This window comes from Metasolibacillus sp. FSL H7-0170, from assembly GCF_038593115.1.
Classification (GTDB): domain Bacteria; phylum Bacillota; class Bacilli; order Bacillales_A; family Planococcaceae; genus Metasolibacillus; species Metasolibacillus fluoroglycofenilyticus.
Genome location: NZ_CP151964.1, coordinates 892,719 through 916,154, shown reverse-complemented (window position 1 = coordinate 916,154; position 23,436 = coordinate 892,719). Strand labels below are relative to the sequence as shown.

Sequence of the window (23,436 nt, the reverse complement as noted above, 5' to 3'; positions counted from 1 at the left end):
AAGTAGCGATGAAATCACCATATATATTTACACATATAGCACCAAAGGAAACGGGCGAAAAGCCTGCTATCTTTTTATTGCACGGCTTAGGTAGCAATGAGCAAGATTTATTACAACTTGTTGAAAATATGCCGTTTGACTGTCATATTTTTAGCTTGCGCGGTCCGATTACGCATCCGCCAGGCTACGCCTTTTATACATTTGAAGAGGAAGGTCTACCGAATCAGGATGTCTTTGACCAAGTTGTACAATTCACAAAACAATTTATTGAAGAAGCAGTCGTAGAGTTTTCATTGAAAAAGGAAGCGCTATATCTCATGGGCTTCAACCAAGGCGCAGCACTTGTTCAGGCTTTAACTGTTATAATGGGCGATACGCTTCACGGGGCTGTAGTTTTAAGCGGCTTTGTCCCTCAATTTGTAGTAGAGGAATATCGCAAACTACCATTAGGCAATGTCAAAATGTTTATTGCGCATGGGGAGTATGATTATGTTTACCCACTTGCATGGGGCAAAGCTAGTGCAGAATTCTTCGAGGAATACGGCGCACAAATAACCTTTAAAACATACGCGGATGGGCATGGAGTAATCGCGGAAGAATTGAACGATTTGATGGCTTGGTTTTCAGAGGTAAGCAAGTGAATTGTCTAGGCTGTCATTTAGCAAACAAAAAAGCACCCGTTTATGTAATATTTGAAAACGAGCATGTATGCTGCATTTTAGATTGCGCCCCTTATAATGAAGGACATGTGTTAATCTTGCCTAAAAAACATGTATGTTATTTCGATGAGCTTAATAGAAACATGGCAGCTGCAGTAATGGAAGCGACACAGCTTATATCAAAGACAATCAAAACGTTGTTTCAGCCAGATGGCATTACTGTATGTCAAAACGGTGGCGCTTTTGATGAATTAACACATTTCCATATGCATGTTGTGCCAAGATATGAAGGACAACATTTTGCAGATTTCTTTAGGGAAGGCGAAGAAGTTCACGTAGATGAACAAAAGCTAGTGAAAACGCAAACACATATGGTTAATATGATTAAAAGCTTAGAAAAAACAATTTAAAACCTAATTAAGCACAGGAATCTTGTTAAAATTCGAGAGTTCCTGTGCTTTTGTTATTTGCGGCGAATAAATAATAAAGTTGTTTAATGGAGTCATTTAGAAATGTTAGCCATGCTATTCTATAAACAGCCCATAATATTCAATAGCATTTGTATGAAAAGCAACCAAACACCGCTTTAGGTGCATTTTCCAACAAGGAGTAGTGAAAAAATAAATCAACTTTTTTAACCTAATTTTAACCTTCGCACTATATAATGTGTCTACGAGATAACAAAATCAAGCGAAAGGAGCAACAAATATGCAACGAAAAACAAAGCTAACTCTTGTACTTATAGCGATTGTTGTTTTGTTTATGCAAACGTTATTTGGTAGTTTACCAACAATGGCAATTGAGAATTTGTCTAGTCAGCCTTATTATGCAGGGAAAACGGCGAAAAGCCCTATAGTAGAACAATTGGTAACGGCTTCCCCTGATAGTGCTACCATCCAAATGATACAAACGACAGCGGATAGTACGGTTATTTATGTCGATGCAGCAAAGGAAAACGGTGGCGATGGCATAGATTGGGCAACCGCCTATAACGATTTACAGTCAGCACTTGATGAAGCATCCAGTAAATTAAATGCAGGGGCAACGGCAGTAGAAATTTGGCTAGCACAAGGTACGTATAAACCGACAAAAAAAGTTGGGGGGACAGATAATCGTTATAAAACCTTCCAAATGCAAAATAATGTAGCCATTTACGGAGGTTTTAGTGGTACAGAAACCGAGCGAACAGCACGCGATTGGGAGCAGTATCCAACGATTTTAAGTGGTGATATTGATAACACACCAACCGATAATGAAGGAAATAGTTACCATGTATTCTATCATCCAGATGGCTTGCAGTTAAACGCTACAGCCATTTTAGACGGTGTAACGATTAAGGGAGGAAATGCAATAAATCGTAGGGGAGGCGGCATGCATAATTATAATAGTAGCCCCACGCTAACAAATGTTACTTTTGAGGGCAACACAGCATCTGATGGAGGCGGCATGCATAATTATAATAGTAGCCCCGCGCTAACGCATGTGACATTCAGTAGCAACACAGCACCATATTCTAGAGGAGGCGGCATGTACAATATTGGTGGTAGCCCCACGCTAACACATGTCATATTTGAAAGTAACACAGCATCTTATGGAGGCGGCATGTATAATAATAATAGTAGCCCCACGCTAACGCGTGTGACATTCAGTAGCAACACAGCACCATATTCTGAAGGAGGCGGCATGTACAATATTGGTGGTAGCCCCAGGTTAACAAATGTCATATTTGATAGTAACACAGCAAAAACTGCTGGAGGCGGCATGTCTAATAGTAGTAGTAGCCCCACGCTAACACATGTGACATTCAGCAGCAACACAGCAACATATTATGGAGGCGGCATGTCCAATAGTAGTAGTAGCCCCACGCTAACACATGTGACATTCAGCAGCAACACAGCAACATATTATGGAGGCGGCATGTACAATAGTAGTAGCAGTCCCACGCTAACAAATGTCACTTTTGAGCGCAACACAGCATCTTCTGGAGGCGGCATGTCCAATAGTAGTAGTAGCAGTCCCACGCTAACAAATGTCACTTTTGAGCGCAACACAGCATCTGATGGAGGTGGCATGTACAATTATAATAGTAGCCCCACGCTAACAAATGTGACATTCAGCAGCAACGAAGCGCATTCTGGAGGCGGCATGTTCAATAATAGTAGTAGCCCCACGCTAAAAAATGTCACAATGAGTGGTAATGAAACAACACTGAATAAAGGAGCCATCTATGGTGGCAGTCCAAAAATAGACAATAGTATCATTGCTGGCAACAATGGCGAGCCAGCGCTTCATTCAAGTGTTAACGCGATGATTGAAAACAGTTTACTGGATGTAGAGGAAAGTGGGAATATTTTAGCTAAGTTCCATCAGTCAACAACGGATATACAATCCGTTGCGTATACACCAGAAGCTATTTTTATAGACTCAAGTCAACACAACTATCAATTACGGGCAGGGTCGCCGGCCATTAATAAAGGAAATAATGCGTTAAATACACAATCAACTGACCTTTTAAACAATCCACGTATTCAAGGTAGTTTCATCGATTTAGGTGCATATGAGTCGGAATTTGCTTATCATGTATTCTATGATGCAAACGGCGCGACAGGTAATAGACCAGTTGATCAAATGACTTATAAACAGGGCGACACTGTAACTGTACAAAATAATAGTGGCATTTTAGAAAGAACAGGCTATACATTCGAAGGCTGGAATACTGAGGCGGATGGTCAAGGACTCGACTATGCTGAAAATACTACTTTCATAATGGGTACCCAAAATCAACTACTCTATGCGAAATGGACAGTGGAAACCTATCTAGTAACCTTTGAATCAAACGGTGGCAGTGCTGTAATCGCACAGCAAATACCGTACAATACGCAGATAAGTGAACCCACTCCACCAAGCAAACAAGGGCATGCATTTGTTGGATGGTATAAGGATGCGGCATTCACTGATGAATGGGGTTTTGCGACGAATGTCGTAACCGAGGCGATTACACTGTATGCGAAATGGACAATGAATCCAACATATACAGTGATTTATGATAGAAACGGGGCAACAGGTGGTACTGTGCCACAGGATTATCAAGCATATGAAGAAAATGCTAGCGCAACAGTGCAGGGCAATAGTGGTCAGCTTGTTCGAACGAACTATACGTTCAAGGGCTGGAATACGCAAGCAGACGGCAAAGGGATATCTTATGCTGAAAATGCAATTTTCCAAATGGGGCAAGGGAATGTCACACTTTATGCCGAGTGGACAGCAAATCCACCAACAACAGGTGGAGGTAGCAATCCAGCCCCTACATTAAACAACAATTATTACTCGCCACCAACAAAGGTGAGAATCACATTGCATGCGAACGGTGGCACAGCGATAGCACCAATCGACATAAGCTCTCATACAAAAGTTGGCGATTTACCTGTACCAATAAGGGAGGGCTATCGCTTTGAAGGTTGGTATCAAGATGAGGCATTGACAAAACGATGGGAAGAGGAAACGATTTTGCGAGAAAATATTTCGCTCTATGCAAAATGGACAGCAATACCTATAGAGGAACCTGAACCCTCACAGCCAGCACAGCCAATCATACCATTTCATGATGTAGAAAAACATTGGGCAAAAGAGATGATTGAGGAACTAACAGCTCTCGGTATTATCCAAGGCTTTGAAGATGGTACTTTCCGTCCGAATGCTCCGATTAGTCGTATGCATGTGGCAGTGCTACTAACAAGAGCATTTTCACTAGATGCAGTGAGAGAAGCAGATGGTTTCTCGGATGTACCGTCCACACACCCTCATTATGAGGCGATTCAAACATTGCAACAAGCAGGCATTATAGACGGGGCAAGTGGTGCGTTTCTCCCAGCAGAAAATATGACGAGAGCGCAATTAGCTAAAGTGCTTGTGGGCGTGCTTGAGCTAACACCAGAAGGCACAAGTTCCTTTGTAGATGTGGCAGGCTCCCACTGGAGTGCTGGTTATATTGCGACGCTAGAGCGCGAAGGGATTACACTCGGTGATAACGGCCAATTCAGACCAAACGAGCCTGTCACAAGAGCGCAATTTGTCGCATTTTTATATCGAATTATGCAAAAATAATAAAAAGAAAAAGGGGCTGTCCAAAAAGAGGGTTTTGTCTAGAAATCGCATGTGAAGGAGGACTTTTGCTACTTCTCTTTCATTTTGGAGAAGCACCGCTAAACCCTATTTTTCTAACATTTTCAAAGAAAGCTCTCTATTTTAGATGAGCAAACATTTTGCTAAAACACCATCATTAGCGTCCAAAATGCCGGCTATGCACGGCTTTTTGGACGCCCCCTTTTTTGTGCAAAATACAATGTAAGACTTCTGACGATGTCGCTTCTATCGTTTTATCGTCCCTCACATACAATTTGACCTATGGATCTCCACAGCCACACGTTTTGATTATCTAAAATCATCCAGTATATTAAACGACTTTATTGTTACAGCCATTGATTCTTATTTAGTGACCTTGCAAAAAACTAAGCAACTATATTACTTGACCGCCCAGTAATGTAGTTGGTGTAATGTGTTTTCAGGGCTTCAACATGAAACAATTATATTATGGAGTATCAATAATAATGATTTTCACGGGAATTGGGAGAATAATTACTTTAGGACTATAATTGCGTTCCTTTAGCTAGTTTTTTCATATTAGCCAGTCCCAGCACGTATGCTAGTTTTAGAAAGGGTAGGGGTGTATGCGCATTGATGATGAGCTACTAGAAAGGCTCGGTGTTTATTTTGTTTATCACGAAATTTATAATCAATATGGCATTACATTTGAAAGCTTTGTGGACAGGTGGTTGCGCGGGATTTTGGACATCTAAAAAAAGCTGCTGTCTAAAAAGAGGGTTTTGTCTAGAAATCGCATGTTAAGGAGGACTTTTGCCACTTCTCTTTCATTTTGGAGAAGCACCGCTAACCCCTGTGTTTCTAGCGTTTTCAAAGAAAGCTCTCTATTTTAGAGACGCAAACATTTTGCTAAAATACCAGCATTAGCGTCCAAAATGCCGGCTATGCACGGCTTTTTGGACGCCCCCTTTTTAGGTCATTAAAAATTTCTACGAATCCAATCGTTTGCTTCAATCCAATTGTTAACACGAATCACTTTGTTAGGGATTGCAAGCCTATTATAAGGTGTATCGAATAGAATAACGGGAATGTCTAATTCTTCTGCAAGCATCACAGCATTGTCATGCTTATCCTCGAAAAATACATCGACACCATGTTGCTTCGCTGTAGACAACTTATCGTGGCTGCCAATCAATTCGATATGGTCATATGGAATGGCATGTGTATGAAACCAATTTTTTGTTATATCAAGAACGTTTTCACCACGTGCAGAAATGTAAAATAGCTCGTAGCGATTTTTCCAGTCATTTAAAATGGATTTAGCATTGTCTGCAAGCTCGCTCGCTGCATAAAGCTGAGGCTCATTTGTCGCAAACCAATGGGCAAATTCATCCCGGTCGACAGGATGCGGGAATGCACTTAAAAAATCATATTCTACGACATCGTCAAGCGTAATATGAACATTGTATTGTTTATTAATATGTGGAATTAACGTTGCTGGACAAGTAACAGTGCCATCAATATCAATGCCGAATCTCGTTTTTTTTGTCATTGTCATCACGCCTTATTAAGCACGAGCTTCTTCCGCTGCTCGTTTTTCTGCCATTTCGGCAGCAAGCTTATCGATTTCTTTTTTCAATTCCTCAACCATCGTCTCTTCAGGAACTTTGCGGACTGTTTTGCCTTTCATAAATAGCAAGCCTTCACCGCGGGCACCTGCGATACCGATATCAGCCTCACGCGCTTCACCCGGACCATTTACTGCGCAGCCAAGCACTGCAACCTTTAATGGAACATTTAGCGTGGAAATATATTCCTCCACTTCATTAGCGATGGATATTAAATCAATTTCAATGCGTCCACATGTTGGACATGAAATAAGTGTCGCCATATTAGAAGCAAGACCAAATGATTTTAATAGCTCACGTGCTACTTTTACTTCCTCTACTGGGTCAGCAGATAAGGAAATACGCAATGTGTTACCAATACCTCTTGATAAAATAGCACCAAGACCAGCCGCTGATTTTACAGTACCTGCAAATAATGTACCCGATTCTGTAATCCCTAAATGTAATGGGTAATCGAATGCTTTTGCTGCTTTTTCATATGCCTCGATTGCAAGGTTTACGTCAGATGCTTTCATCGATACGATAATATCGTGGAAATCTAAGTCTTCTAAAATTTTAATATGATGTAGTGCAGATTCAACCATCCCATCTGCTGTAGGATAGCCGTATTTTTCTAAAATATGGCGCTCCAATGAACCAGCATTTACACCGATACGAATAGGAATATTTTTTGCTTTTGCTGCATTTACAACCGCCTCTACTTTTTCACGACGACCGATATTACCTGGATTAATACGTACTTTATCTATACCATTTTCAATTGCCTTCAATGCGAGCTTATAGTCGAAATGAATATCTGCAACAAGTGGAATATGGATGCGCTTTTTAATTTCTGCGATTGCATCCGCCGCACGTTCATCTGGTACAGCAACACGTACGATTTGGCAGCCTGCTTCCTCTAAACGTAAAATTTCTGCTACAGTTGCCTCCACATCATGTGTTTTTGTTGTACACATGCTTTGGATGAATAATTCATTGCTGCCACCAATTGTTAAGTTTCCTACGCGTACGGGGCGTGTATTGGAACGGTGAACGATTTCACTCATATAAATTCTCTCCTTTTTGGGCTTACAAAAATCAATTGCACGATTGTGCAATTGCCTTCAAGTTTTCGTAATATGACGCAACATAATGATTTGTAGTTGCATGACAAAACGAATGCTCGAAAAAATACTCTCACAGTCACTATTTTAGCAGTGAAAATAAGCAAGGACAAGAATTAACTACGGCGTTTCAGAAAGAGAGCGCTTTAAAGACATTTATTTTCCTTTTGTTTGCGAATTGGTAATTTTATCAACTCACCCGGAACAAGCGATTGCTGTTGTAAATGTGGGTTTGCCTTATAAAATTCAGCAAGGCGTTCAGGTGATGGAGCATCAGAAGGAGTTGCTGCAAATAAGCTGTAAATCGTATCGCGATGCTGTACTCGAACGATAACATTATGCCATTCGTAGTCGATTTGTTCCTCGCAATCTTCTTGAGCATAAAAGGAAGCAAGGGGCAGTGTCCCTTCCTGTAAATCTATTTTGACGACTGTCGCAATAATAAAAAATAATATTGTAAAAATAATATAACGCATAGTAAACCTCCTAAAAAATAGAGTAGCGATACTATTTCATGTCTAATTGGTGTATTCTATTCTTGACAATCGACATTTATTAATTTTTGGAGGGAAATAAGAGATGCAACAATTACAGCAATTTCTTCATGATGCACAGCCATTTTATAAAGAAGGGCATGTTGCTACATATATACCAGCATTAAGTAATGTTGACCCAAAGCTATTAGCGGTTTCATTAATTGATGGGAATGGTAGAGCATTTCAAGAAGGAGATTATGAGCATTTTTTTACTTTACAGAGCATTTCAAAGGTCATTAGCTTTATTTTTGTTTGTGAAACATACGGTATTGAACAAGTCCTAAAATATGTTGATGTGGAGCCAACAGGCGATCCTTTCAATTCAATTATTCGCCTAGAAAGTCATCAGCCAGGCAAACCCTTTAATCCAATGATTAATGCGGGCGCTATTACAATTTCATCGATGCTTCCGGGTGAGCAGGTAGAGGAAAAAGTGAGCAATTTGCAAAGCTTTATCCAAAAAATTACGAATGAACGATGTGAGGTGAGTGAAGAAGTCTTTACTTCTGAATGGGAAACAGCCTACCGTAACCGAGCGATTGCCTATTATTTAAAGGCAAACGGCTATTTGCAGGGCGATGTAGAAATGGCTTTAGAAGCCTATTTAAGGCAATGCGCTTTATTGATTAATGTAAAGCAGCTCGCAATGATTGCCTTAGTTATTGCAAACGATGGTTATCACCCGCTATTAAAGCAGCAAATTTTTGATGTTAAAATCGCTAAAATCGCGAAAGCACTTATGCTTACTTGCGGTATGTACAATGCATCTGGCAAATTTGCAGCATTTGTTGGCTTACCAGCAAAAAGCGGTGTTTCTGGTGGCATTTTATGTGTTGCAATGGATGCGCAAATTGAACAATTACAGGGGACGATTGGTATCGGGATTTTTGGCCCAGCAATTGATGCTGTAGGAAATAGCGTAGCTGGTATGAGGTTTTTAGAGGAACTATCAAAGCATTATCATTTAAGTATTTTTTAGTGGTGGCGAGGCTGTCCCAAAAGCCGTGCATAGCCGGCTTTTGGGACAGTAGCGATTATCTTTCACAAAAATATTCACTTATAGAAATAGAGAGGGCCTCCTTTAAAGCTATGATAAACACGGGCTTCAACGATTTTTACCTTCGATAAAAGAGAAGCTTTAATTCAATGCTTTGACAAGATAAAAGGGACTTTTCAGACAGTCCCGTGGCGTTTATGTTTCAGCCGCATTATAAAGGGAAATCATTTATTAAAAGGTTGCAAATAGTGAATCAAGCAGTTTTTTGAATTTGAAAAAAATCTCGTTTTCGTTGTCTTTAACACTCATTACACTCGAGGCATTTTCGGGTATTTCGTTATTGCCATTAACAGCATTGTCATCGTCACAACAATAAATAATAACATCGAGATAACTGAAGGGATGACGAAGAAGCTTAAAACGATGGATAAAATTACTTCCCATGTAATGGCAAAGGCGGCTGTGCGCCATACTTGTCGATACTCACCGCGCCGTTTCAACGGCTTTAAAAATAGTTTTCCTGCATAAGCATAAATGCTAATTTTAGCAAATAAAATAAGCGTGTTCATAACGAATAAAAAAACAATTGAAATTATGTAAACGAGCCACTTTAAATCACTGGCAAACTCCTCTATCTCTTTATAAGAGAAAATTTGTTCCACCTCGGTATTAAAAAACTTTCCTAGTGAAAAAGCAGTCATTGCTGTAATGAGCAAAAAAACGTATTGAATCACTTTTCCAATCGGCATAATTCTATAGGCAGCAAGCTTTTTCGGCTCGTACAAGCTTGCAAGAAAAAGCTGTGAATGTTTTAATTTCATTTTATACTCTCCTCCAACAGTCAGTGTATCATGAAAAGTATAACAGGAAAATAGAAAGCGCCATCTTGAAACCATTCAATCAATATAGACGTAGATAAAGTGAAACTTCAATCAGTGGAGGTTTTCCTCATCCTCCACTGATTGTTGATAGAGGAACACAAACTAAGATCTTCGCATCCTGCGAAAATGCTTGTGTGACCAACATCGTGTTGGCCTCAATCGGGCTTTTACGGGCTGTTGATCTCCTACTTATCCTTTGTGTATTTTCACTTAAGTCTTGAAGTGGGCGTCTTACTGCCCGTTAATGCGGGATAAATAATGATAAGGAGTTGAATTCATGGATATAATCGCATGGGTATTAATAATTGCATGTTTCATCACTAGTTTTATTGGGCTTGTTTATCCAATTATTCCATCTGTTTTATTTATTGCGGCAGGCTTTATTGTTTATGGCGTGTTTTACACATTCTCCTTGCCGTGGTGGTTCTGGGTAATTGAAGTGCTGTTTGTCGCTTTATTATTTGCAGCTGATACGATTGCCAATTTAATCAGCGTTAAAAAATTTGGGGGCTCAAAAGCAGGGATGTGGGGAAGCACAATTGGATTGCTTATAGGGCCATTTGTAATTCCCTTTGCAGGTATTTTAATCGGTCCATTTTTAGGGGCAGTCATTGGTGAAATAGTTGTTGAGAGAACGACATTGAAGCAGGCAGTTCGTACGGGTGTTGGCTCAGTTATAGGTTTTTTAACGTCCGTCGCAGCAAAAGGTACAATTCAAGCAATTATGATTATTATTTTTGTTTTTGCGATTTAGTTCCGTCAAAAGACCGAAATATTTGTTCTTAAGTTTTTTTCATTGAAGGACTGTACCAATTTTGATAACCTTATACATGAAGGATGATTTTTCAACTTGAGGAGGAATTTATAATGGCTTACGAATTACCAAAATTACCTTACGCATATGATGCATTAGAACCACATATTGATGCGCGTACAATGGAAATCCACCATTCAAAGCATCATCAAACGTACATTACGAATGTAAACGCTGCATTAGAGGGTACTGAATTTGCAGGTAAAGATGTAAACGAATTAATTGCAAATTTAGATGCACTTCCAGCTGACAAACAAACGGCTGTACGCAACAACGGTGGTGGACATGCTAACCACACATTATTCTGGGAAGTAATCGCACCAGGCGGTTCAAATACACCAGTTGGTGAAGTAGCAGCTGCAATTGACGCAAAGTTTGGTTCATTCGATGCGTTCAAGGAAGAGTTTGCAAAAGCAGCTACAACTCGTTTCGGCTCAGGTTGGGCTTGGTTAATCGTTGATGGAGATGGCGTTGCTGTAACATCTACACCTAACCAAGATTCACCTGTAATGGAAGGCAAAACGCCTATTTTAGGCTTAGACGTTTGGGAGCATGCATACTACTTAAACTACCAAAACCGCCGTCCAGACTACATCGGTGCATTCTGGAACGTAGTAAACTGGGATGTCGTAGAAGCTAAATTCCAAGCGGCAAAATAATCGTTATCTTTTCAATACTAAATCCCCCTCTGTAAAAGAGTTGGTACTAGCGTAGGAAGATAAATGAAATTAAAAATCAAAAGAGAATCAGAAACATACAATTCGTATGTTTCCCTGATTCTCTTTTATTTTCCCTAACATATCGGTATAGCAAGGTTTACATGCCTTTAAAACCACAAACAGTATGAAAAAATTATAGAGAATGTAATTGCGGGTGTATTTTCTTTAAAATATCTTCGGTATTTGACATGATTTCATGAAATGTTTGCTCTTTGAAGTTAAAATGCCACTTATAGAGAGAATTGTATATGCCGTATGTATTTTTTGTTTTCTTCCCCGTTTTAATAGGAGAAATTTCGCAAATGGTTGCTATCTTCGTTCTAAAATCAGCTAAAGCCTCTCTCGGTATTGGGTTTGTATTATCGACTTTTACTTTTAGTACGAGTTCTTCATAATTGAATTCCCAATAAAGTGAAAGTGGCTTATCGTTATAGACAATCGATTTCCAACCGGGCGTCCAATTCATTACAGGGTTATTACTACCACTGTAAATCTCCCATTCCTCAGGCATATTCGACTCCATCTTGAGTTGATTATAAAGATAATAAAATAGCGAGAACCAGATTCTATATCCATTTTCTAACCAATAATTTGTATCCCAAAGATTATCTGTTGCAAGTAGGAATTCACTTATTTTTTCTAATCGTGCTTTTTCTTCAATTAGAGATTCAATCCAATCGAAATATATTGTATTTTGTATTTGCAAATGATTGAAAAAGTGAATAATCTCCTTAATTCGGCAAACGAAAAAGTTCTTATTTGGTGGTACTGTGCATACTTGTGAAGACCCGAAAAGAAATAACATAAAACATGTGTCCTTATCGCTATTAATTGTGCTCACAAAATCTTGGAATGTGCCATCAAGTTGTTTATCATAAGGAATTGAATCGACTTTCATTTCGATAACAATGTATTTCGATTGACCAGAAAATAAATTCACTTTGATAACCAAATCAATTTTTCTTTTACGCCCAAAAGAAAATTCAGGTGTGCAAATAATAGATTCGATATCCTGTTTATTAAATGTTATTGATTTGCCGCAAAATGCAAATAATTTTTTTAAGACAGCGTATTTATTATCGAGTGAAACAGAATTATTTTGGGAATCCATTATCCATTTAATCACGCCTGTATGTACTTTTTCTAATTGGTAACCTACTACATTTACAAAGTTGTTTTTATTCAATTTGAAATCACTCCATCTCCAATGCTTCTATCATTATACCGCTTGTTGCCTCTATAATGTTTACAATTAATCAATCAACATGTATAGTAAGAAAAAACTGACAGGAAAAGGGGATGGAGTATGGGGAGATTAATTCATTTTGAAATTCATGTTAGCGAGATGGAAAGAGCAAAATCATTTTATGGGGAAGTGTTTGGCTGGACGTTTCAAGACTGGAGCGATTATGCAGGGATGCCCTATTTTGGTGCAGTGACTGGAAGTGAGGAAGAACCCGGCATTAACGGCGCATTAATGCAGCGTCAAGGCGCAGAGCCAGAAGAGAATCAACCAGCAAATGGTTATATAAGCACAATGATTGTAGCGGATTATGATGCAACTGAATCCAAAATCTTAGCAAATGGCGGTAAAGTAGCGAAGGCGAAGCATGCGCTTCCGGGTATGGCATGGCAAGGATATTACAAGGATACAGAAGGCAATATATTCGGTATTCATCAAACCGATGAAAATGCGAAATAGAACTTGATGAAGCTGCCTGAAAAGTTATTACTTTTCAGGCAGCTTCTTTGTCGTCTAGCTAACATCTAATGCGAAAAGGAATGAGTTGCAACTTTTTCTTATTGTTAGCGTCACAAAATAGCGGTAATTCTCTTTTTTCTAGCGTATACAGATGGTATACTAAATCTTATGGAGTAAAGGAGGGGAGGCATTTCAGATGCGAAAAGTACAAAAGACAAAAAATAATCAAAATCCTAAAGCAAAGCAACGAGCTAATCTTACATTTCGAATGAATGTCCTTTTCTTTTCAATTTTTATTCTGTTCTCAGCACTTATTTTTCGATTAGGTTATTTGCAAATTGTTAAGGGCGAGGAATATGTGATGGAACTTGAACGCAAAGAGGAAGTGCGAGTAAATACGAGTGTACCACGTGGACGCATTTACGATCGTTACGGTCGAATTTTAGTAGATAATCAGCCAGAAAATGCGATTACATATACAAAAATGCAAACGACAAAACAAAAAGATATGCTTGAGGTAGCGATTGAACTAGCAAAATTAATAGAACAGCCGACAAAACGTGTTACTTACCGTGATAAGCAGGATTTTTGGATTTTACTAAAAAATGAAGATGCGTTAGCTAAAGTAACAAAGGAAGAAATGGATGCGTATCGTGCTTCTGATGAAACGCTTGATGAGAAGCAGGTGAATGCAGAAATGGATCGCCGTATTCGTGAGCGTATCACTGATGAAGAATTAGCACAGCTGACAGATTTTGATTTAGAGGTGCTTGCTATTTATAGAGAAATGGCATCAGGCTACAATTTATCACCGCAAATTATTAAAAGTGAAGGCGTAACAGACGATGAATTTGCTCGTGTTTCGGAGCGTTTAGCTGATTTACCAGGCGTCAATACAACGACAGATTGGAAGCGTGTTAGGTTATCGCCGCTTGCACTTTTAGGTCGAACAACTGTACCGAGCAAAGGGATACCCAAAAATAAGCTTGATTTTTATTTAGCTCGTGATTATTCACGCAATGATCGCGTTGGTGAAAGTTATTTTGAAGCGCAATATGAGGAAATATTGCAGGGTGAAAAATCCGTCGTTAAAAATATGACGAATAAAAAAGGGCAAGTTGTTGAAATTCAAACGACATATGCTGGTGAGCCGGGAAAAGACTTAATTACAACGCTTGATATGGAACTACAGGCAGAGGCGGAGCGCATTGTTGAGGAAAAACTGCTTGAGTTAAAGTCGCTAGGCTCTTCAAGTCTATTAGACCGTGCATTTTTTGTAATGATGGACCCGAATACGGGAGAGCTTTTATCCGTTGTAGGTAAAAAAATCGAAAAGGACCCTGAAACAGGTGAAAGCTACATTATTGATTATTCATACGGTGCATTTACAACTGCCTACGAGGCAGGCTCTAGCATAAAGGCTGCAACTGTATTAACCGGCTATTCAGAAAATGTGTTGAGCTTAAATACGACAATGATAGATGAACCGATTAAGCTATTAAACACAGACCCGAAAAGCTCCATTTTTAACCGTGGCAGCCGTATTGCAATGAATGAGCTTAAAGCATTAGAGCGCTCATCGAACTCGTATATGTTTAAAATTGCAATGGCAATTGGTGGAAAAAGCTATACGTATAATATGGGACTTAACTTGCGTGATGATACATTACAAAGAATGCGCAATGGCTACTCGCAATTCGGTTTAGGTGTGCCAACTGGCATCGATTTACCGGGAGAATTTGCTGGTTATCAAGGGATAATGGATACGCCGGGTAAAATTTTAGACTTAGCTATCGGACAATTTGATACGTATACACCATTGCAGTTAGCACAATATATTTCGACAGTTGCCAATGGTGGCTACCGCGTACAGCCTCGTATGTTAAAGGAGATTCGTAAACCTTCTACAGACGGGGAAACATTAGGCGCACTCGTTCAGGAAGTAGAGCCAACAATTTTAAACCGTATTTCGAATACAGATGCTGAAATCGAGCAAGTGAAAAAAGGTTTGCGACAAGTTTATGTTGGTTCCCAAGGGACTGCATATAGATCATTCCATGATGCGCCATATACGGCAGCAGGTAAAACTGGTACGGCAGAGGTAGTATATTATGGACCGCAGCGTGATAAATTTGGGACGAATACAACGACTTTAACACATGTTGGCTTTGCGCCATACGATAACCCACAAATCGCATATGCGGTTGTCATTCCGTGGGTAACGACAGATTTCAGTGTGTATTTAACGCAAAATAATGAAATCGCACGTGAAATCGCAGATTACTACTTTGAACTACAAAAAAAATATGAGCAAAATGGAATAAAAGAAAGCTCAGCAACACAAAAAATTCTTGCGCCATTTTCTGAAGAGCGTCTTGATGAAGATGAGGAGCAGAAAACAGCAACAGAATAGCGTTATAATAGCATAAGGGGCTACTCAAAAAAGAAAATCCTTTTTGGGTGGCCCCATAGTTAATTAATCAGTACATAACAGAGTATTTTAAATAGCTATTTTCTATATTAAACATTGCCGAAAATCGGATATAAACTACTGCTTAATTAAAAGAAGAAAGGATTTTACTATGCGAAAAATTTTATATCACATTATTGTGTTTTTAGGGGCGATAAGCAATGCATTTATGATGGCACGCTTAAATGTAGGACCTGCTATATTAATTGGTACGACAGTTGCTTATGTTGTTGTATTAGAAGGGCTCTTTTTATTTTTAGAGCCACGTTTAGCTGTTGCTGCACGTAAACGCAATTTAACAACATATCCATTTTTGAAAAATTTAATTGATGCAAAAAAAGCAACTGTTACACTTAAAACAGGCGAAGTTATTTATAATGCTTCATTTAATGGCTACAGTAACCCGAAAGACGCTAACACAATTAAGCTAGATATTACACAGCCAAAAACTAAAAAACAGCCAGAGAAGATAGAAACGCGAGATGTCTTATTAACACATATTAAAGAAGTGAAAAAAGTATTATAGGAGGCATTTTAACTTGGTGAAAAAGCTTCTATAATAGTAAGGACGTTGTTCTCATCTTTCTTGAGGAAACTTTTACATTAAATAAAAGACAATTATAGACTTCATTTACTAGTGTATATAAATAAAATGAAATCAGTTCTTTTAGATGATGATTGATTATCTATTTTCAAGTAATTATAGAAATCTAACTTCTTTCAACAGGTGTTCAGACACCCGCTGAACGCAATTACATTTCAGCGTAATTGACTATAAGGTTGCTATAACAAGCGAAGGGCTCTACTATACAAGATATTTTGTATAGAGGAGTCTTTTTCTATTTACAAAACTTCTACACTACTTTACACAGCCTTAACATTGTATTTAAATTCACTCAACAAAAAGTCTTTATAGTAATGAATGTAACAACAACTGACTACGAAAGTTATTGGAGGACTAGACAAATGAGTAAATGGAAGTACGCAGGCAAGGCAGCAGTATTAAGTGCAGCATTATTATTAGCAGCATGTGGCGGAGATGATTCTGAATCAACACCAAACACTGATAATGCAGAAAATGTAGAAACTGGTGGAGCACAAAACGCAGAAGCTGGTGACGCACAATTAACAGGAACGGTTGTTGGTGATGGTTCATCAACAGTTGCACCGATTACTGAGGCACTTGTTGAGGAGTACGCTGCAGTACAAGGGAAAGTTCAAGTATCTGTAGGGGTTTCTGGTACTGGTGGAGGTTTTGAAAAATTCATTAATGGAGAGACAGACTTCTCGAATGCTTCTCGTCCGATTAAAGATACAGAAGTAGAGAAATTAGCAGAAGCAGGTATTGAATATACAGAGCTTGCTGTAGCATATGACGGATTATCTGTTGTTATTCACCCTGAAAATACATGGGCGAAAGACTTAACAGTTGACCAACTAAAGCAATTATGGATTGAAGACGGTACAACGAAAAAATGGTCTGATATTGACCCATCTTGGCCAGCTGAAGAGGTAGTCTTCTACGCACCAGGAACAGATTCAGGTACTTACGATTATTTTGATGAAGTAATTTTAGACGGTGAAGATTTAGTGAAATCAGCTACTTTATCTGAAGATGACAACGTATTAGTACAAGGTGTTATTGCAGATAAAAATGCCATCGCATTCTTTGGTTACTCATACTATATTGCGAATGAAGGTAAATTACACGCTGTTTCTGTAAATGGTGTAGAGCCAAACAGCGACACAATTGAATCAGGAGAATATTCACCATTATCTCGTCCATTATTTGTTTATGTGAAAAATGAAGCAATGGCAACTAACGAAGCAGCTTATGATTTCTTACGCTTTACATTAGAAAATGCTGGCGATATGGCTGAAGAAACAGGCTATGTACGCTTACCGGCTGAAGAGTATACAAAAGGCTTAGCTGCTTTAGAAGCATTAAAAAAATAATGCATCAAGCAACATTTAAGAATGTGTGCGTAAAGCACACATTCTTTCCTTAAACGGAAAGGAGTTTATCGACAAATGACCGGAAAAGCAAGTGAGCAATCCGTACAACAAATGATTGCAAAATCCCGTGAAAGAAAGGGTAAAAAACTAGTAGAAAAAACAATGCCTATATTGCTTTTAGTAGCGGCAGCATTATCTGTACTAACGACTTTTGGTATTGTTTTTACACTTATTTTTGAAACGTTTGAGTTTTTTCAGAGAGTATCAATAACTGATTATTTATTCGGTACAGAATGGCTTCCATTCTCAGGGAAAGAGCCTTTATATGGCATATTACCACTTGTTTTTGGGACATTAAAGGTTACTGGCATCGCTGTATTAGTAGCAGTACCATTTGGTCTTGGTGCGGCGATTTATTTAAGTGAATATGCATCTGATAAAACGCGCCGTATTATTAAGCCAATTTTAGAAGTACTTGCTGGTGTTCCAACAATTGTCTATGGATTCTTTGCATTGACATTTGTCACACCGCTTTTACAGCAATTGATACCATCGCTGAAAATATTCAATGCGCTTAGCCCGGGGATTGTTGTAGGGATTATGGTTTTGCCGATGATTGCATCACTGTCAGAGGATGCGATGAGCTCTGTACCGAACTCTATTCGTGAAGGTGCACTTGGACTTGGTGCAACAAAATTTGAGGTAGCGATTAAGGTAGTCTTACCAGCCGCATTATCGGGGATTATTGCCTCTATCGTTTTAGCGATTTCACGTGCTATCGGTGAAACGATGATTGTATCGCTGGCAGGTGGGTCAACACCTAAATTTGATTTTGCGGTAACAGATTCAATTCAAACAATGACAGCATACATCGTACAAGTATCAACAGGTGATGCTGGCTATGGTACAACAATTTATTATTCTATTTATGCAGTAGGCTTCACATTATTTATTTTCACACTGATTATGAACCTGCTTGCACAATATATTTCAAAACGCTTCAGAGAGGAGTATTAAAATGAAATATTTGAATGATACTGCTGTAATGAAGCGCATGAGCATGCGACTAAAGATGAATAAAGTATGGAAAACTATTTTTATTGTCGCAACAACTTTTGCTTTAGTAGCTTTATTAATATTATTAGCGCGAATTCTTTCACAAGGATTAAGTCATTTAAACTTTGGCTTCCTAACGAATTTTGCCTCACGTGTACCTGAAAAAGCGGGAATTAAAGCGGCACTTATCGGTTCTTTATGGCTAATGGCTGTTGTCGCACCAGTTTCCATTATTTTAGGTGTAAGTTCAGCGATTTATTTAGAGGAATATGCGAAAAAAAATCGTTTCAATGATTTCATTCGCATTAATATTTCCAACTTAGCGGGTGTACCTTCCATTGTATTCGGTCTATTAGGATTAACGATTTTCGTTCGCTTATTAGACTTAGGAAAAAGCATTTTAGCAGCAGGCTTTACGATGAGCTTATTAATTTTGCCAATTATTATCGTTTCTGCACAGGAAGCAATTCGAGCTGTCCCGCAGGAGCAACGCGAAGCCTCATATGGTATGGGTGCTACTAAATGGCAAACAATTGTGAAGGTTGTTTTGCCCGCGGCGATTCCGGGTATATTGACAGGGAGTATTTTAGCCCTATCACGTGCAATTGGTGAAACTGCGCCATTAGTAGTTATTGGTATTCCTGTTATTTTACAATTCTTACCTGAGAATTTATTAAGTACATTTACAGCATTACCGATGCAAATTTTTGACTGGGCAAAGCGTCCACAAGAAGAGTTCCAATATGTTGCAGCAGCAGGGATTATCGTTTTAATGATATTGCTAGTATTCATGAACTCAATTGCCATTTATATTCGCAATAAATTCCAAAAACGATACTAACGGAGGGAAATTATGATACAAGTTCAAGAGCAAGTGCAAAATGTGCAAAGCAATGACACTGTACAGTCTGCGCAAGTAAATAGTAAAAATACAGTATTTGAAACAAGAAATTTCGATTTATGGTATGGGCAGCATCATGCGTTAAAAAATATTAATCTTGAAATAAAAGAAAATGAAGTCACTGCGATTATCGGGCCATCTGGCTGTGGTAAATCGACATATGTTAAAACATTGAACCGTATGATTGAGCTTGTGCCAATCGTTAGAACATCGGGGGAAATTAATTACCGTGGGCGCAATATTTTTGGTGGAGATTACGAGGTTGAGGAATTGCGTACACAAGTAGGTATGGTGTTCCAAAAGCCAAACCCATTCCCAAAATCAATCTATGACAATATTGCCTATGGACCACGAATCCATGGCATTAAAAACAAAAAAATATTAGATGAGATTGTAGAAAAATCATTGCGCGGTGCAGCAGTTTGGGACGATGTAAAGGATCGCCTTAACCAAAATGCCTATGGCTTATCTGGTGGTCAGCAGCAACGTATTTGTATCGCTCGATGCTTAGCTGTTGAGCCTGATGTTATTTTAATGGATGAGCCAACATCGGCACTTGACCCAATCTCTACATTGAAAGTAGAGGAGCTTGTACAAGAGTTAAAAACGCAATACTCAATCATCATCGTGACACATAATATGCAGCAAGCAGCACGCATTTCTGATAAAACAGCATTTTTCCTAAATGGTGAAGTGATTGAATTTGATCAAACAGATAAAATTTTCTCAACACCAGCAGATGGGCGCACAGAAGATTACATTTCTGGTCGTTTCGGATAAGGAGGAGCTTATAGTATGATGGCGGTACGTGAACGATTTGAGCACGATATGAAAACGGTGCAAGAGGATTTATTAGATTTATGTAATAAAAGCATTGAAGCTTTAGAAATTTCATTCAAAGCATTTGTTAATAAAGATATTGATAGGGCATTATCAGTGATTGATAATGACATTCATATTAATCGTTTAGAGGAAATGATTAATGACCGTGTTATTTTATTAATTGCGAAGCAACAGCCTGTGGCAACAGATTTACGTCGCTTAATGACGATTGTTAAGGCGGCAAGCGATATGGAGCGTGTAGGTGACTACGCTGTGAATATTGCGAAGGATACAATTCGCATCGGCAAGGATGAATTCATTACAAATATCGAGATATTAGAAGAAATGTCTAAGAAAACAGTTTCGATGCTACGCCAAATTGTAGATGCATTCATTCATGAAAATACATCACAGGCAAAAGAAATAGCGGAGCTTGACGATAAAATTGACGGCTTGTACGGTCAAGCTATTACCGGCTTTATGCAGCTATCTAGCAAGCATCCTGATAACATTTCACAATTTATGTATTTATCCTTTGTTAGTCGCTATTTAGAGCGCTCAGCAGACCATGCAACAAATGTCGCAGAGCATTTATTCTATTTAGTAAAAGGTCAGCACTACGAATTAAATAACTAGAAAAGGGCGTCCAAAAAACCGCGCAGTTGCCGGTATTTTGGACGCTTTTTGTATGACTAAAGCGGTGATTCGCTCGTTAAATCTTTAAATTCGCTCGTAAAGTCGCGGGATTCGCTCACAAAACATAGAAATTCGCTCATATAACACCGAAATTCGCTCATAAAATTAACCATAAACAATTTGCCCGTGAACGACCGTTTTGACTACTTGTAATTGAGGGATTTGCTCGACATCTACTTTAAAAATATCTTCATTTAATATCGTAAAATCTGCTTCAAAGCCTGCCGCGATTTGTCCGCGGCTATGCGCTTTATCAATAACTTTGGCTGGTGCAGTCGTGTAAAGTGCAACAGCCTCATAGCGAGAAATGCACTCGGCAGCATTTAAAACTTGTGCATCACCCATTTTTTTACGTGCTATTGCAGCATAAATACCGTATAGCGGATTCGGGTGCTCGATTGGGGCATCAGAGCCTCCCGCACATACGATGCCTCGCTTTAATAATGATTGTATAGGATGTGCATAATGTAGGCGCTCCGTCCCTAATCTTGCCTGTAAAATATTCATATCTGACTGAATAAATTGCGGCTGCACATCAACAATAATCGGCAGTTTTGCAAGCCTTTCAAGCAGCTCATCATTAATTAAGCTACAATGAATAATACGATCCTTTTGGCCTGCTAAAGGTGGATATTGCTCAAGCAATCCGACAATTGCTGAAATGGCGGCATCACCAATTACATGAACCGCAATCGTTGCGTTTGCAGCACGCGCTTTACGAACGAGCTGTGCTAAATCTTCATTAGAATGAATAAATAAACCACTGTTCATAGGGTCATCGGCATACGGAGATGAAAGTGCCGCTGTCCTTCCTCCAAATGCACCATCAATAAAGATTTTCATCGCACCAAGCTCCAGCCAAGTGGAAGGTGTAAAATCAATTTGCTGTAAATCATCCCATGCATCATGATGCTGTAATAAATGTGCCTTGAAATTTTTATTTTTAATAATATATTCATAGCTTTGTAAAGGTATGGAAGGATGTCCATAATAGCTTAAGTCCTCGGAGTGCCCACCTACAATACCTAATGAATGCAATGATGCAATTGATTTTTCCAAAGCATCATCAACATAGCCTTGGGTAGTTGTTGGTATGCGATGGACGACTAAATATAAAGCACTATCCTTCAAAATCCCTGTTAAATGCCCATTCCTTTTATCAATTAAACCACCAGTAGGATTTGCCGTAGTTTCATCAATATTGACATAGGCAAGTACCAGATGATTCACCATAATTAAATGATGACAACTACGCTTAATGACAACATGGCAGTTCAAGGCATCTAATTCCTCAATCGTAGGAAATGTTAATTGCTCACTAGCGCCTTCATTATAGCCAATTGCAACAAGCCAATCCTCTTCCTTCAATAGTGCAGCTCGTTGCTGCAAAGCCATCATCAGCTCATCTTTAGATGATATATTGCTCGCATCTAAATTTTTCAGCTTTTCTCCATAGCCAATAATATGCAAATGACTGTCGACAAAGCCCGGATATAACACATTTCCTTTTAGGTCAATTAAATGCTGTGCCTTTCCTTGCAAATCAGCAAATGCCCCAGCTTCTAAAATGATACCATCATGTTCTAAAACGGCTTCTACAGTATGCCCTTCCTGCTGCATCGTATAAATTGTCCCACCATACCATAAATTCATATTCATCCTCCATTTTTTGAGTGCCAGGCACACAAACAATTCTGACAATTTAGGCCTGCACGTATTCTAAAAAAATAATAACAAAAATGATTGAATATGCATATCGTTTTATGTTAACTTATATTTATATTAGGTTTACTAAAGCTTGGGGGAAATAGTGATGAATGTTAAAAATTATGTATTAGCAGCATTTGGTGCGGCGATTATTGCGGTGTTAGCACAAGTAACAATTCCGTTGCCGCTTGTACCAATTACAGGACAAACATTAGCAGTAGGACTTGTAGCTACAATTTTAGGTCCGCGGCTTGGCACATTAGCAGTGGCTGTTTATTTATTATTGGGTGCGGCAGGATTACCTGTTTTTGCAATGTTTACAGGGGGGCTTGCTAAGTTAGTTGGGCCAACAGGTGGTTATTTGGTTGGGTTTTTGCCAGCCGCGTATTTAATGGGGCTGTACCTAGAAAAAACTTCTTATACGTATGTACAAGCAGCGGTGGCGAATGTTATTGGCATGTTTGTTACTTTACTATTTGGAACAATCTGGCTGAAGATTGCCAATGACTTGTCATGGACAGGTGCTATGATGGGAGGAACAATACCATTTATCATTCCAGGCTTATTAAAAGCTGGAGTTGCTACATGGCTCGGTATTTTCGTGCGCAATCGTTTGAAGCAAGCAAAATTAATCGCTGCAACAAGTTAAAAATGTTTGAATTATGAAAAAAATCACGTTACAATTACG

General features: G+C 38.8%; 22 protein-coding genes. 16 read left to right on the top strand and 6 right to left on the bottom strand.

Annotated elements, in window-relative coordinates:
• Positions 1 to 8: 8 nt before the first annotated feature.
• The 4 genes from MHH70_RS04355 to MHH70_RS04340 all read left to right on the top strand — a co-directional run bounded on the left by MHH70_RS04355 (position 9) and on the right by MHH70_RS04340 (position 5,515).
• On the top strand, positions 9 to 641 hold the full coding sequence (locus MHH70_RS04355; RefSeq protein WP_342472658.1) for an esterase: 633 nt from the start codon (positions 9 to 11) through the stop codon (positions 639 to 641).
• Positions 638 to 1,069, top strand: coding sequence for an HIT family protein (locus MHH70_RS04350; protein WP_342472657.1), 432 nt, complete (start codon positions 638 to 640; stop codon positions 1,067 to 1,069). The genes MHH70_RS04355 and MHH70_RS04350 overlap by 4 nt, the downstream gene beginning before the upstream one ends.
• Positions 1,070 to 1,367: 298 nt before the next feature.
• Positions 1,368 to 4,763 (top strand): InlB B-repeat-containing protein, encoded by a 3,396-nt coding sequence (locus MHH70_RS04345; RefSeq protein ID WP_342472656.1) that lies wholly within the window; start codon positions 1,368 to 1,370, stop codon positions 4,761 to 4,763.
• A gap of 623 nt (positions 4,764 to 5,386) precedes the next feature.
• Complete coding sequence (locus MHH70_RS04340; RefSeq protein WP_268807852.1) at positions 5,387 to 5,515, top strand: hypothetical protein; 129 nt, start codon at positions 5,387 to 5,389, stop codon at positions 5,513 to 5,515.
• 224 nt (positions 5,516 to 5,739) lie between these two features.
• Here the strand turns inward: MHH70_RS04340 and MHH70_RS04335 are convergent, their stop codons facing one another.
• From MHH70_RS04335 to MHH70_RS04325, 3 genes are all read right to left on the bottom strand, one after another.
• Positions 5,740 to 6,312 carry a hypothetical protein gene (locus MHH70_RS04335; RefSeq protein ID WP_066163869.1) on the bottom strand — a complete coding sequence of 191 codons (573 nt, stop codon included), beginning with the start codon at positions 6,310 to 6,312 and terminating at the stop codon, positions 5,740 to 5,742.
• A gap of 15 nt (positions 6,313 to 6,327) precedes the next feature.
• Positions 6,328 to 7,434, bottom strand: a complete 1,107-nt coding sequence (gene ispG / locus MHH70_RS04330) for a flavodoxin-dependent (E)-4-hydroxy-3-methylbut-2-enyl-diphosphate synthase (protein WP_066163865.1) — start codon at positions 7,432 to 7,434, stop codon at positions 6,328 to 6,330.
• A 203-nt stretch (positions 7,435 to 7,637) separates the two neighbouring features.
• Positions 7,638 to 7,967: a hypothetical protein gene (locus tag MHH70_RS04325; protein WP_107942521.1), complete on the bottom strand. Its 330-nt coding sequence runs from the start codon at positions 7,965 to 7,967 to the stop codon at positions 7,638 to 7,640.
• Between the two features lie 103 nt (positions 7,968 to 8,070).
• Here MHH70_RS04325 and glsA point away from each other — a divergent pair, with 103 nt between their 5' ends.
• Positions 8,071 to 9,006: a glutaminase A gene (gene glsA, locus MHH70_RS04320; RefSeq protein ID WP_342472655.1), complete on the top strand. Its 936-nt coding sequence runs from the start codon at positions 8,071 to 8,073 to the stop codon at positions 9,004 to 9,006.
• A 326-nt stretch (positions 9,007 to 9,332) separates the two neighbouring features.
• Here glsA and MHH70_RS04315 read toward each other — a convergent pair whose 3' ends face one another.
• Positions 9,333 to 9,845, bottom strand: coding sequence for a DUF1189 family protein (locus MHH70_RS04315; RefSeq protein WP_066163851.1), 513 nt, complete (start codon positions 9,843 to 9,845; stop codon positions 9,333 to 9,335).
• Positions 9,846 to 10,182: 337 nt separating this feature from the next.
• Between MHH70_RS04315 and MHH70_RS04310 the strand changes: the two genes are divergently transcribed.
• A complete protein-coding gene (locus MHH70_RS04310) occupies positions 10,183 to 10,659 on the top strand; it encodes a DUF456 domain-containing protein (protein WP_342472654.1) in 477 nt (158 codons plus the stop codon).
• A gap of 113 nt (positions 10,660 to 10,772) precedes the next feature.
• Entirely contained in the window at positions 10,773 to 11,378 is a 606-nt protein-coding gene (locus MHH70_RS04305; RefSeq protein WP_066163841.1) for a superoxide dismutase, read from the top strand.
• Positions 11,379 to 11,571: 193 nt separating this feature from the next.
• Here MHH70_RS04305 and MHH70_RS04300 read toward each other — a convergent pair whose 3' ends face one another.
• Entirely contained in the window at positions 11,572 to 12,624 is a 1,053-nt protein-coding gene (locus tag MHH70_RS04300; protein ID WP_342472653.1) for a hypothetical protein, read from the bottom strand.
• A gap of 120 nt (positions 12,625 to 12,744) precedes the next feature.
• On the opposite strand from MHH70_RS04300, the gene MHH70_RS04295 reads away from it, so the two are divergent.
• From MHH70_RS04295 to phoU, 8 genes are all read left to right on the top strand, one after another.
• Positions 12,745 to 13,140, top strand: coding sequence for a VOC family protein (locus tag MHH70_RS04295; RefSeq protein WP_342472652.1), 396 nt, complete (start codon positions 12,745 to 12,747; stop codon positions 13,138 to 13,140).
• A 196-nt stretch (positions 13,141 to 13,336) separates the two neighbouring features.
• Positions 13,337 to 15,553 (top strand): penicillin-binding protein 2, encoded by a 2,217-nt coding sequence (locus tag MHH70_RS04290; RefSeq protein WP_342472651.1) that lies wholly within the window; start codon positions 13,337 to 13,339, stop codon positions 15,551 to 15,553.
• 169 nt (positions 15,554 to 15,722) lie between these two features.
• Positions 15,723 to 16,136 carry a hypothetical protein gene (locus MHH70_RS04285; RefSeq protein ID WP_066163824.1) on the top strand — a complete coding sequence of 138 codons (414 nt, stop codon included), beginning with the start codon at positions 15,723 to 15,725 and terminating at the stop codon, positions 16,134 to 16,136.
• 440 nt (positions 16,137 to 16,576) lie between these two features.
• Positions 16,577 to 17,566: a PstS family phosphate ABC transporter substrate-binding protein gene (locus MHH70_RS04280; RefSeq protein WP_066163819.1), complete on the top strand. Its 990-nt coding sequence runs from the start codon at positions 16,577 to 16,579 to the stop codon at positions 17,564 to 17,566.
• A 75-nt stretch (positions 17,567 to 17,641) separates the two neighbouring features.
• Complete coding sequence (gene pstC, locus MHH70_RS04275) at positions 17,642 to 18,583, top strand: phosphate ABC transporter permease subunit PstC (protein WP_066163816.1); 942 nt, start codon at positions 17,642 to 17,644, stop codon at positions 18,581 to 18,583.
• Position 18,584: 1 nt separating this feature from the next.
• Positions 18,585 to 19,463 carry a phosphate ABC transporter permease PstA gene (pstA, locus tag MHH70_RS04270; RefSeq protein WP_066163813.1) on the top strand — a complete coding sequence of 293 codons (879 nt, stop codon included), beginning with the start codon at positions 18,585 to 18,587 and terminating at the stop codon, positions 19,461 to 19,463.
• Between the two features lie 12 nt (positions 19,464 to 19,475).
• Positions 19,476 to 20,303, top strand: a complete 828-nt coding sequence (gene pstB, locus MHH70_RS04265; protein WP_066163810.1) for a phosphate ABC transporter ATP-binding protein PstB — start codon at positions 19,476 to 19,478, stop codon at positions 20,301 to 20,303.
• 18 nt (positions 20,304 to 20,321) lie between these two features.
• A complete protein-coding gene (phoU, locus tag MHH70_RS04260; RefSeq protein WP_066164495.1) occupies positions 20,322 to 20,981 on the top strand; it encodes a phosphate signaling complex protein PhoU in 660 nt (219 codons plus the stop codon).
• A 165-nt stretch (positions 20,982 to 21,146) separates the two neighbouring features.
• Here the strand turns inward: phoU and MHH70_RS04255 are convergent, their stop codons facing one another.
• Positions 21,147 to 22,694, bottom strand: coding sequence for an amidohydrolase (locus tag MHH70_RS04255; protein ID WP_342472650.1), 1,548 nt, complete (start codon positions 22,692 to 22,694; stop codon positions 21,147 to 21,149).
• A gap of 160 nt (positions 22,695 to 22,854) precedes the next feature.
• Here MHH70_RS04255 and MHH70_RS04250 point away from each other — a divergent pair, with 160 nt between their 5' ends.
• Complete coding sequence (locus tag MHH70_RS04250; RefSeq protein WP_066163803.1) at positions 22,855 to 23,397, top strand: biotin transporter BioY; 543 nt, start codon at positions 22,855 to 22,857, stop codon at positions 23,395 to 23,397.
• Positions 23,398 to 23,436 lie beyond the last annotated feature (39 nt).

What these genes read in the sequence shown, in the direction of transcription:
- MHH70_RS04355 (WP_342472658.1), top strand. Translation starts at nt 9, where the DNA reads ATGAAATCACCATATATATTTACACATATAGCACCAAAGGAAACGGGC.
- MHH70_RS04345 (WP_342472656.1), top strand. Translation starts at nt 1,368, where the DNA reads ATGCAACGAAAAACAAAGCTAACTCTTGTACTTATAGCGATTGTTGTT.
- MHH70_RS04340 (WP_268807852.1), top strand. Translation starts at nt 5,387, where the DNA reads ATGCGCATTGATGATGAGCTACTAGAAAGGCTCGGTGTTTATTTTGTT.
- MHH70_RS04335 (WP_066163869.1), bottom strand. Translation starts at nt 6,312, where the DNA reads ATGACAAAAAAAACGAGATTCGGCATTGATATTGATGGCACTGTTACT.
- ispG (WP_066163865.1), bottom strand. Translation starts at nt 7,434, where the DNA reads ATGAGTGAAATCGTTCACCGTTCCAATACACGCCCCGTACGCGTAGGA.
- MHH70_RS04325 (WP_107942521.1), bottom strand. Translation starts at nt 7,967, where the DNA reads ATGCGTTATATTATTTTTACAATATTATTTTTTATTATTGCGACAGTC.
- glsA (WP_342472655.1), top strand. Translation starts at nt 8,071, where the DNA reads ATGCAACAATTACAGCAATTTCTTCATGATGCACAGCCATTTTATAAA.
- MHH70_RS04315 (WP_066163851.1), bottom strand. Translation starts at nt 9,845, where the DNA reads ATGAAATTAAAACATTCACAGCTTTTTCTTGCAAGCTTGTACGAGCCG.
- MHH70_RS04310 (WP_342472654.1), top strand. Translation starts at nt 10,183, where the DNA reads ATGGATATAATCGCATGGGTATTAATAATTGCATGTTTCATCACTAGT.
- MHH70_RS04305 (WP_066163841.1), top strand. Translation starts at nt 10,773, where the DNA reads ATGGCTTACGAATTACCAAAATTACCTTACGCATATGATGCATTAGAA.
- MHH70_RS04295 (WP_342472652.1), top strand. Translation starts at nt 12,745, where the DNA reads ATGGGGAGATTAATTCATTTTGAAATTCATGTTAGCGAGATGGAAAGA.
- MHH70_RS04290 (WP_342472651.1), top strand. Translation starts at nt 13,337, where the DNA reads ATGCGAAAAGTACAAAAGACAAAAAATAATCAAAATCCTAAAGCAAAG.
- MHH70_RS04285 (WP_066163824.1), top strand. Translation starts at nt 15,723, where the DNA reads ATGCGAAAAATTTTATATCACATTATTGTGTTTTTAGGGGCGATAAGC.
- MHH70_RS04280 (WP_066163819.1), top strand. Translation starts at nt 16,577, where the DNA reads ATGAGTAAATGGAAGTACGCAGGCAAGGCAGCAGTATTAAGTGCAGCA.
- pstC (WP_066163816.1), top strand. Translation starts at nt 17,642, where the DNA reads ATGACCGGAAAAGCAAGTGAGCAATCCGTACAACAAATGATTGCAAAA.
- pstA (WP_066163813.1), top strand. Translation starts at nt 18,585, where the DNA reads ATGAAATATTTGAATGATACTGCTGTAATGAAGCGCATGAGCATGCGA.
- pstB (WP_066163810.1), top strand. Translation starts at nt 19,476, where the DNA reads ATGATACAAGTTCAAGAGCAAGTGCAAAATGTGCAAAGCAATGACACT.
- phoU (WP_066164495.1), top strand. Translation starts at nt 20,322, where the DNA reads ATGGCGGTACGTGAACGATTTGAGCACGATATGAAAACGGTGCAAGAG.
- MHH70_RS04255 (WP_342472650.1), bottom strand. Translation starts at nt 22,694, where the DNA reads ATGAATTTATGGTATGGTGGGACAATTTATACGATGCAGCAGGAAGGG.
- MHH70_RS04250 (WP_066163803.1), top strand. Translation starts at nt 22,855, where the DNA reads ATGAATGTTAAAAATTATGTATTAGCAGCATTTGGTGCGGCGATTATT.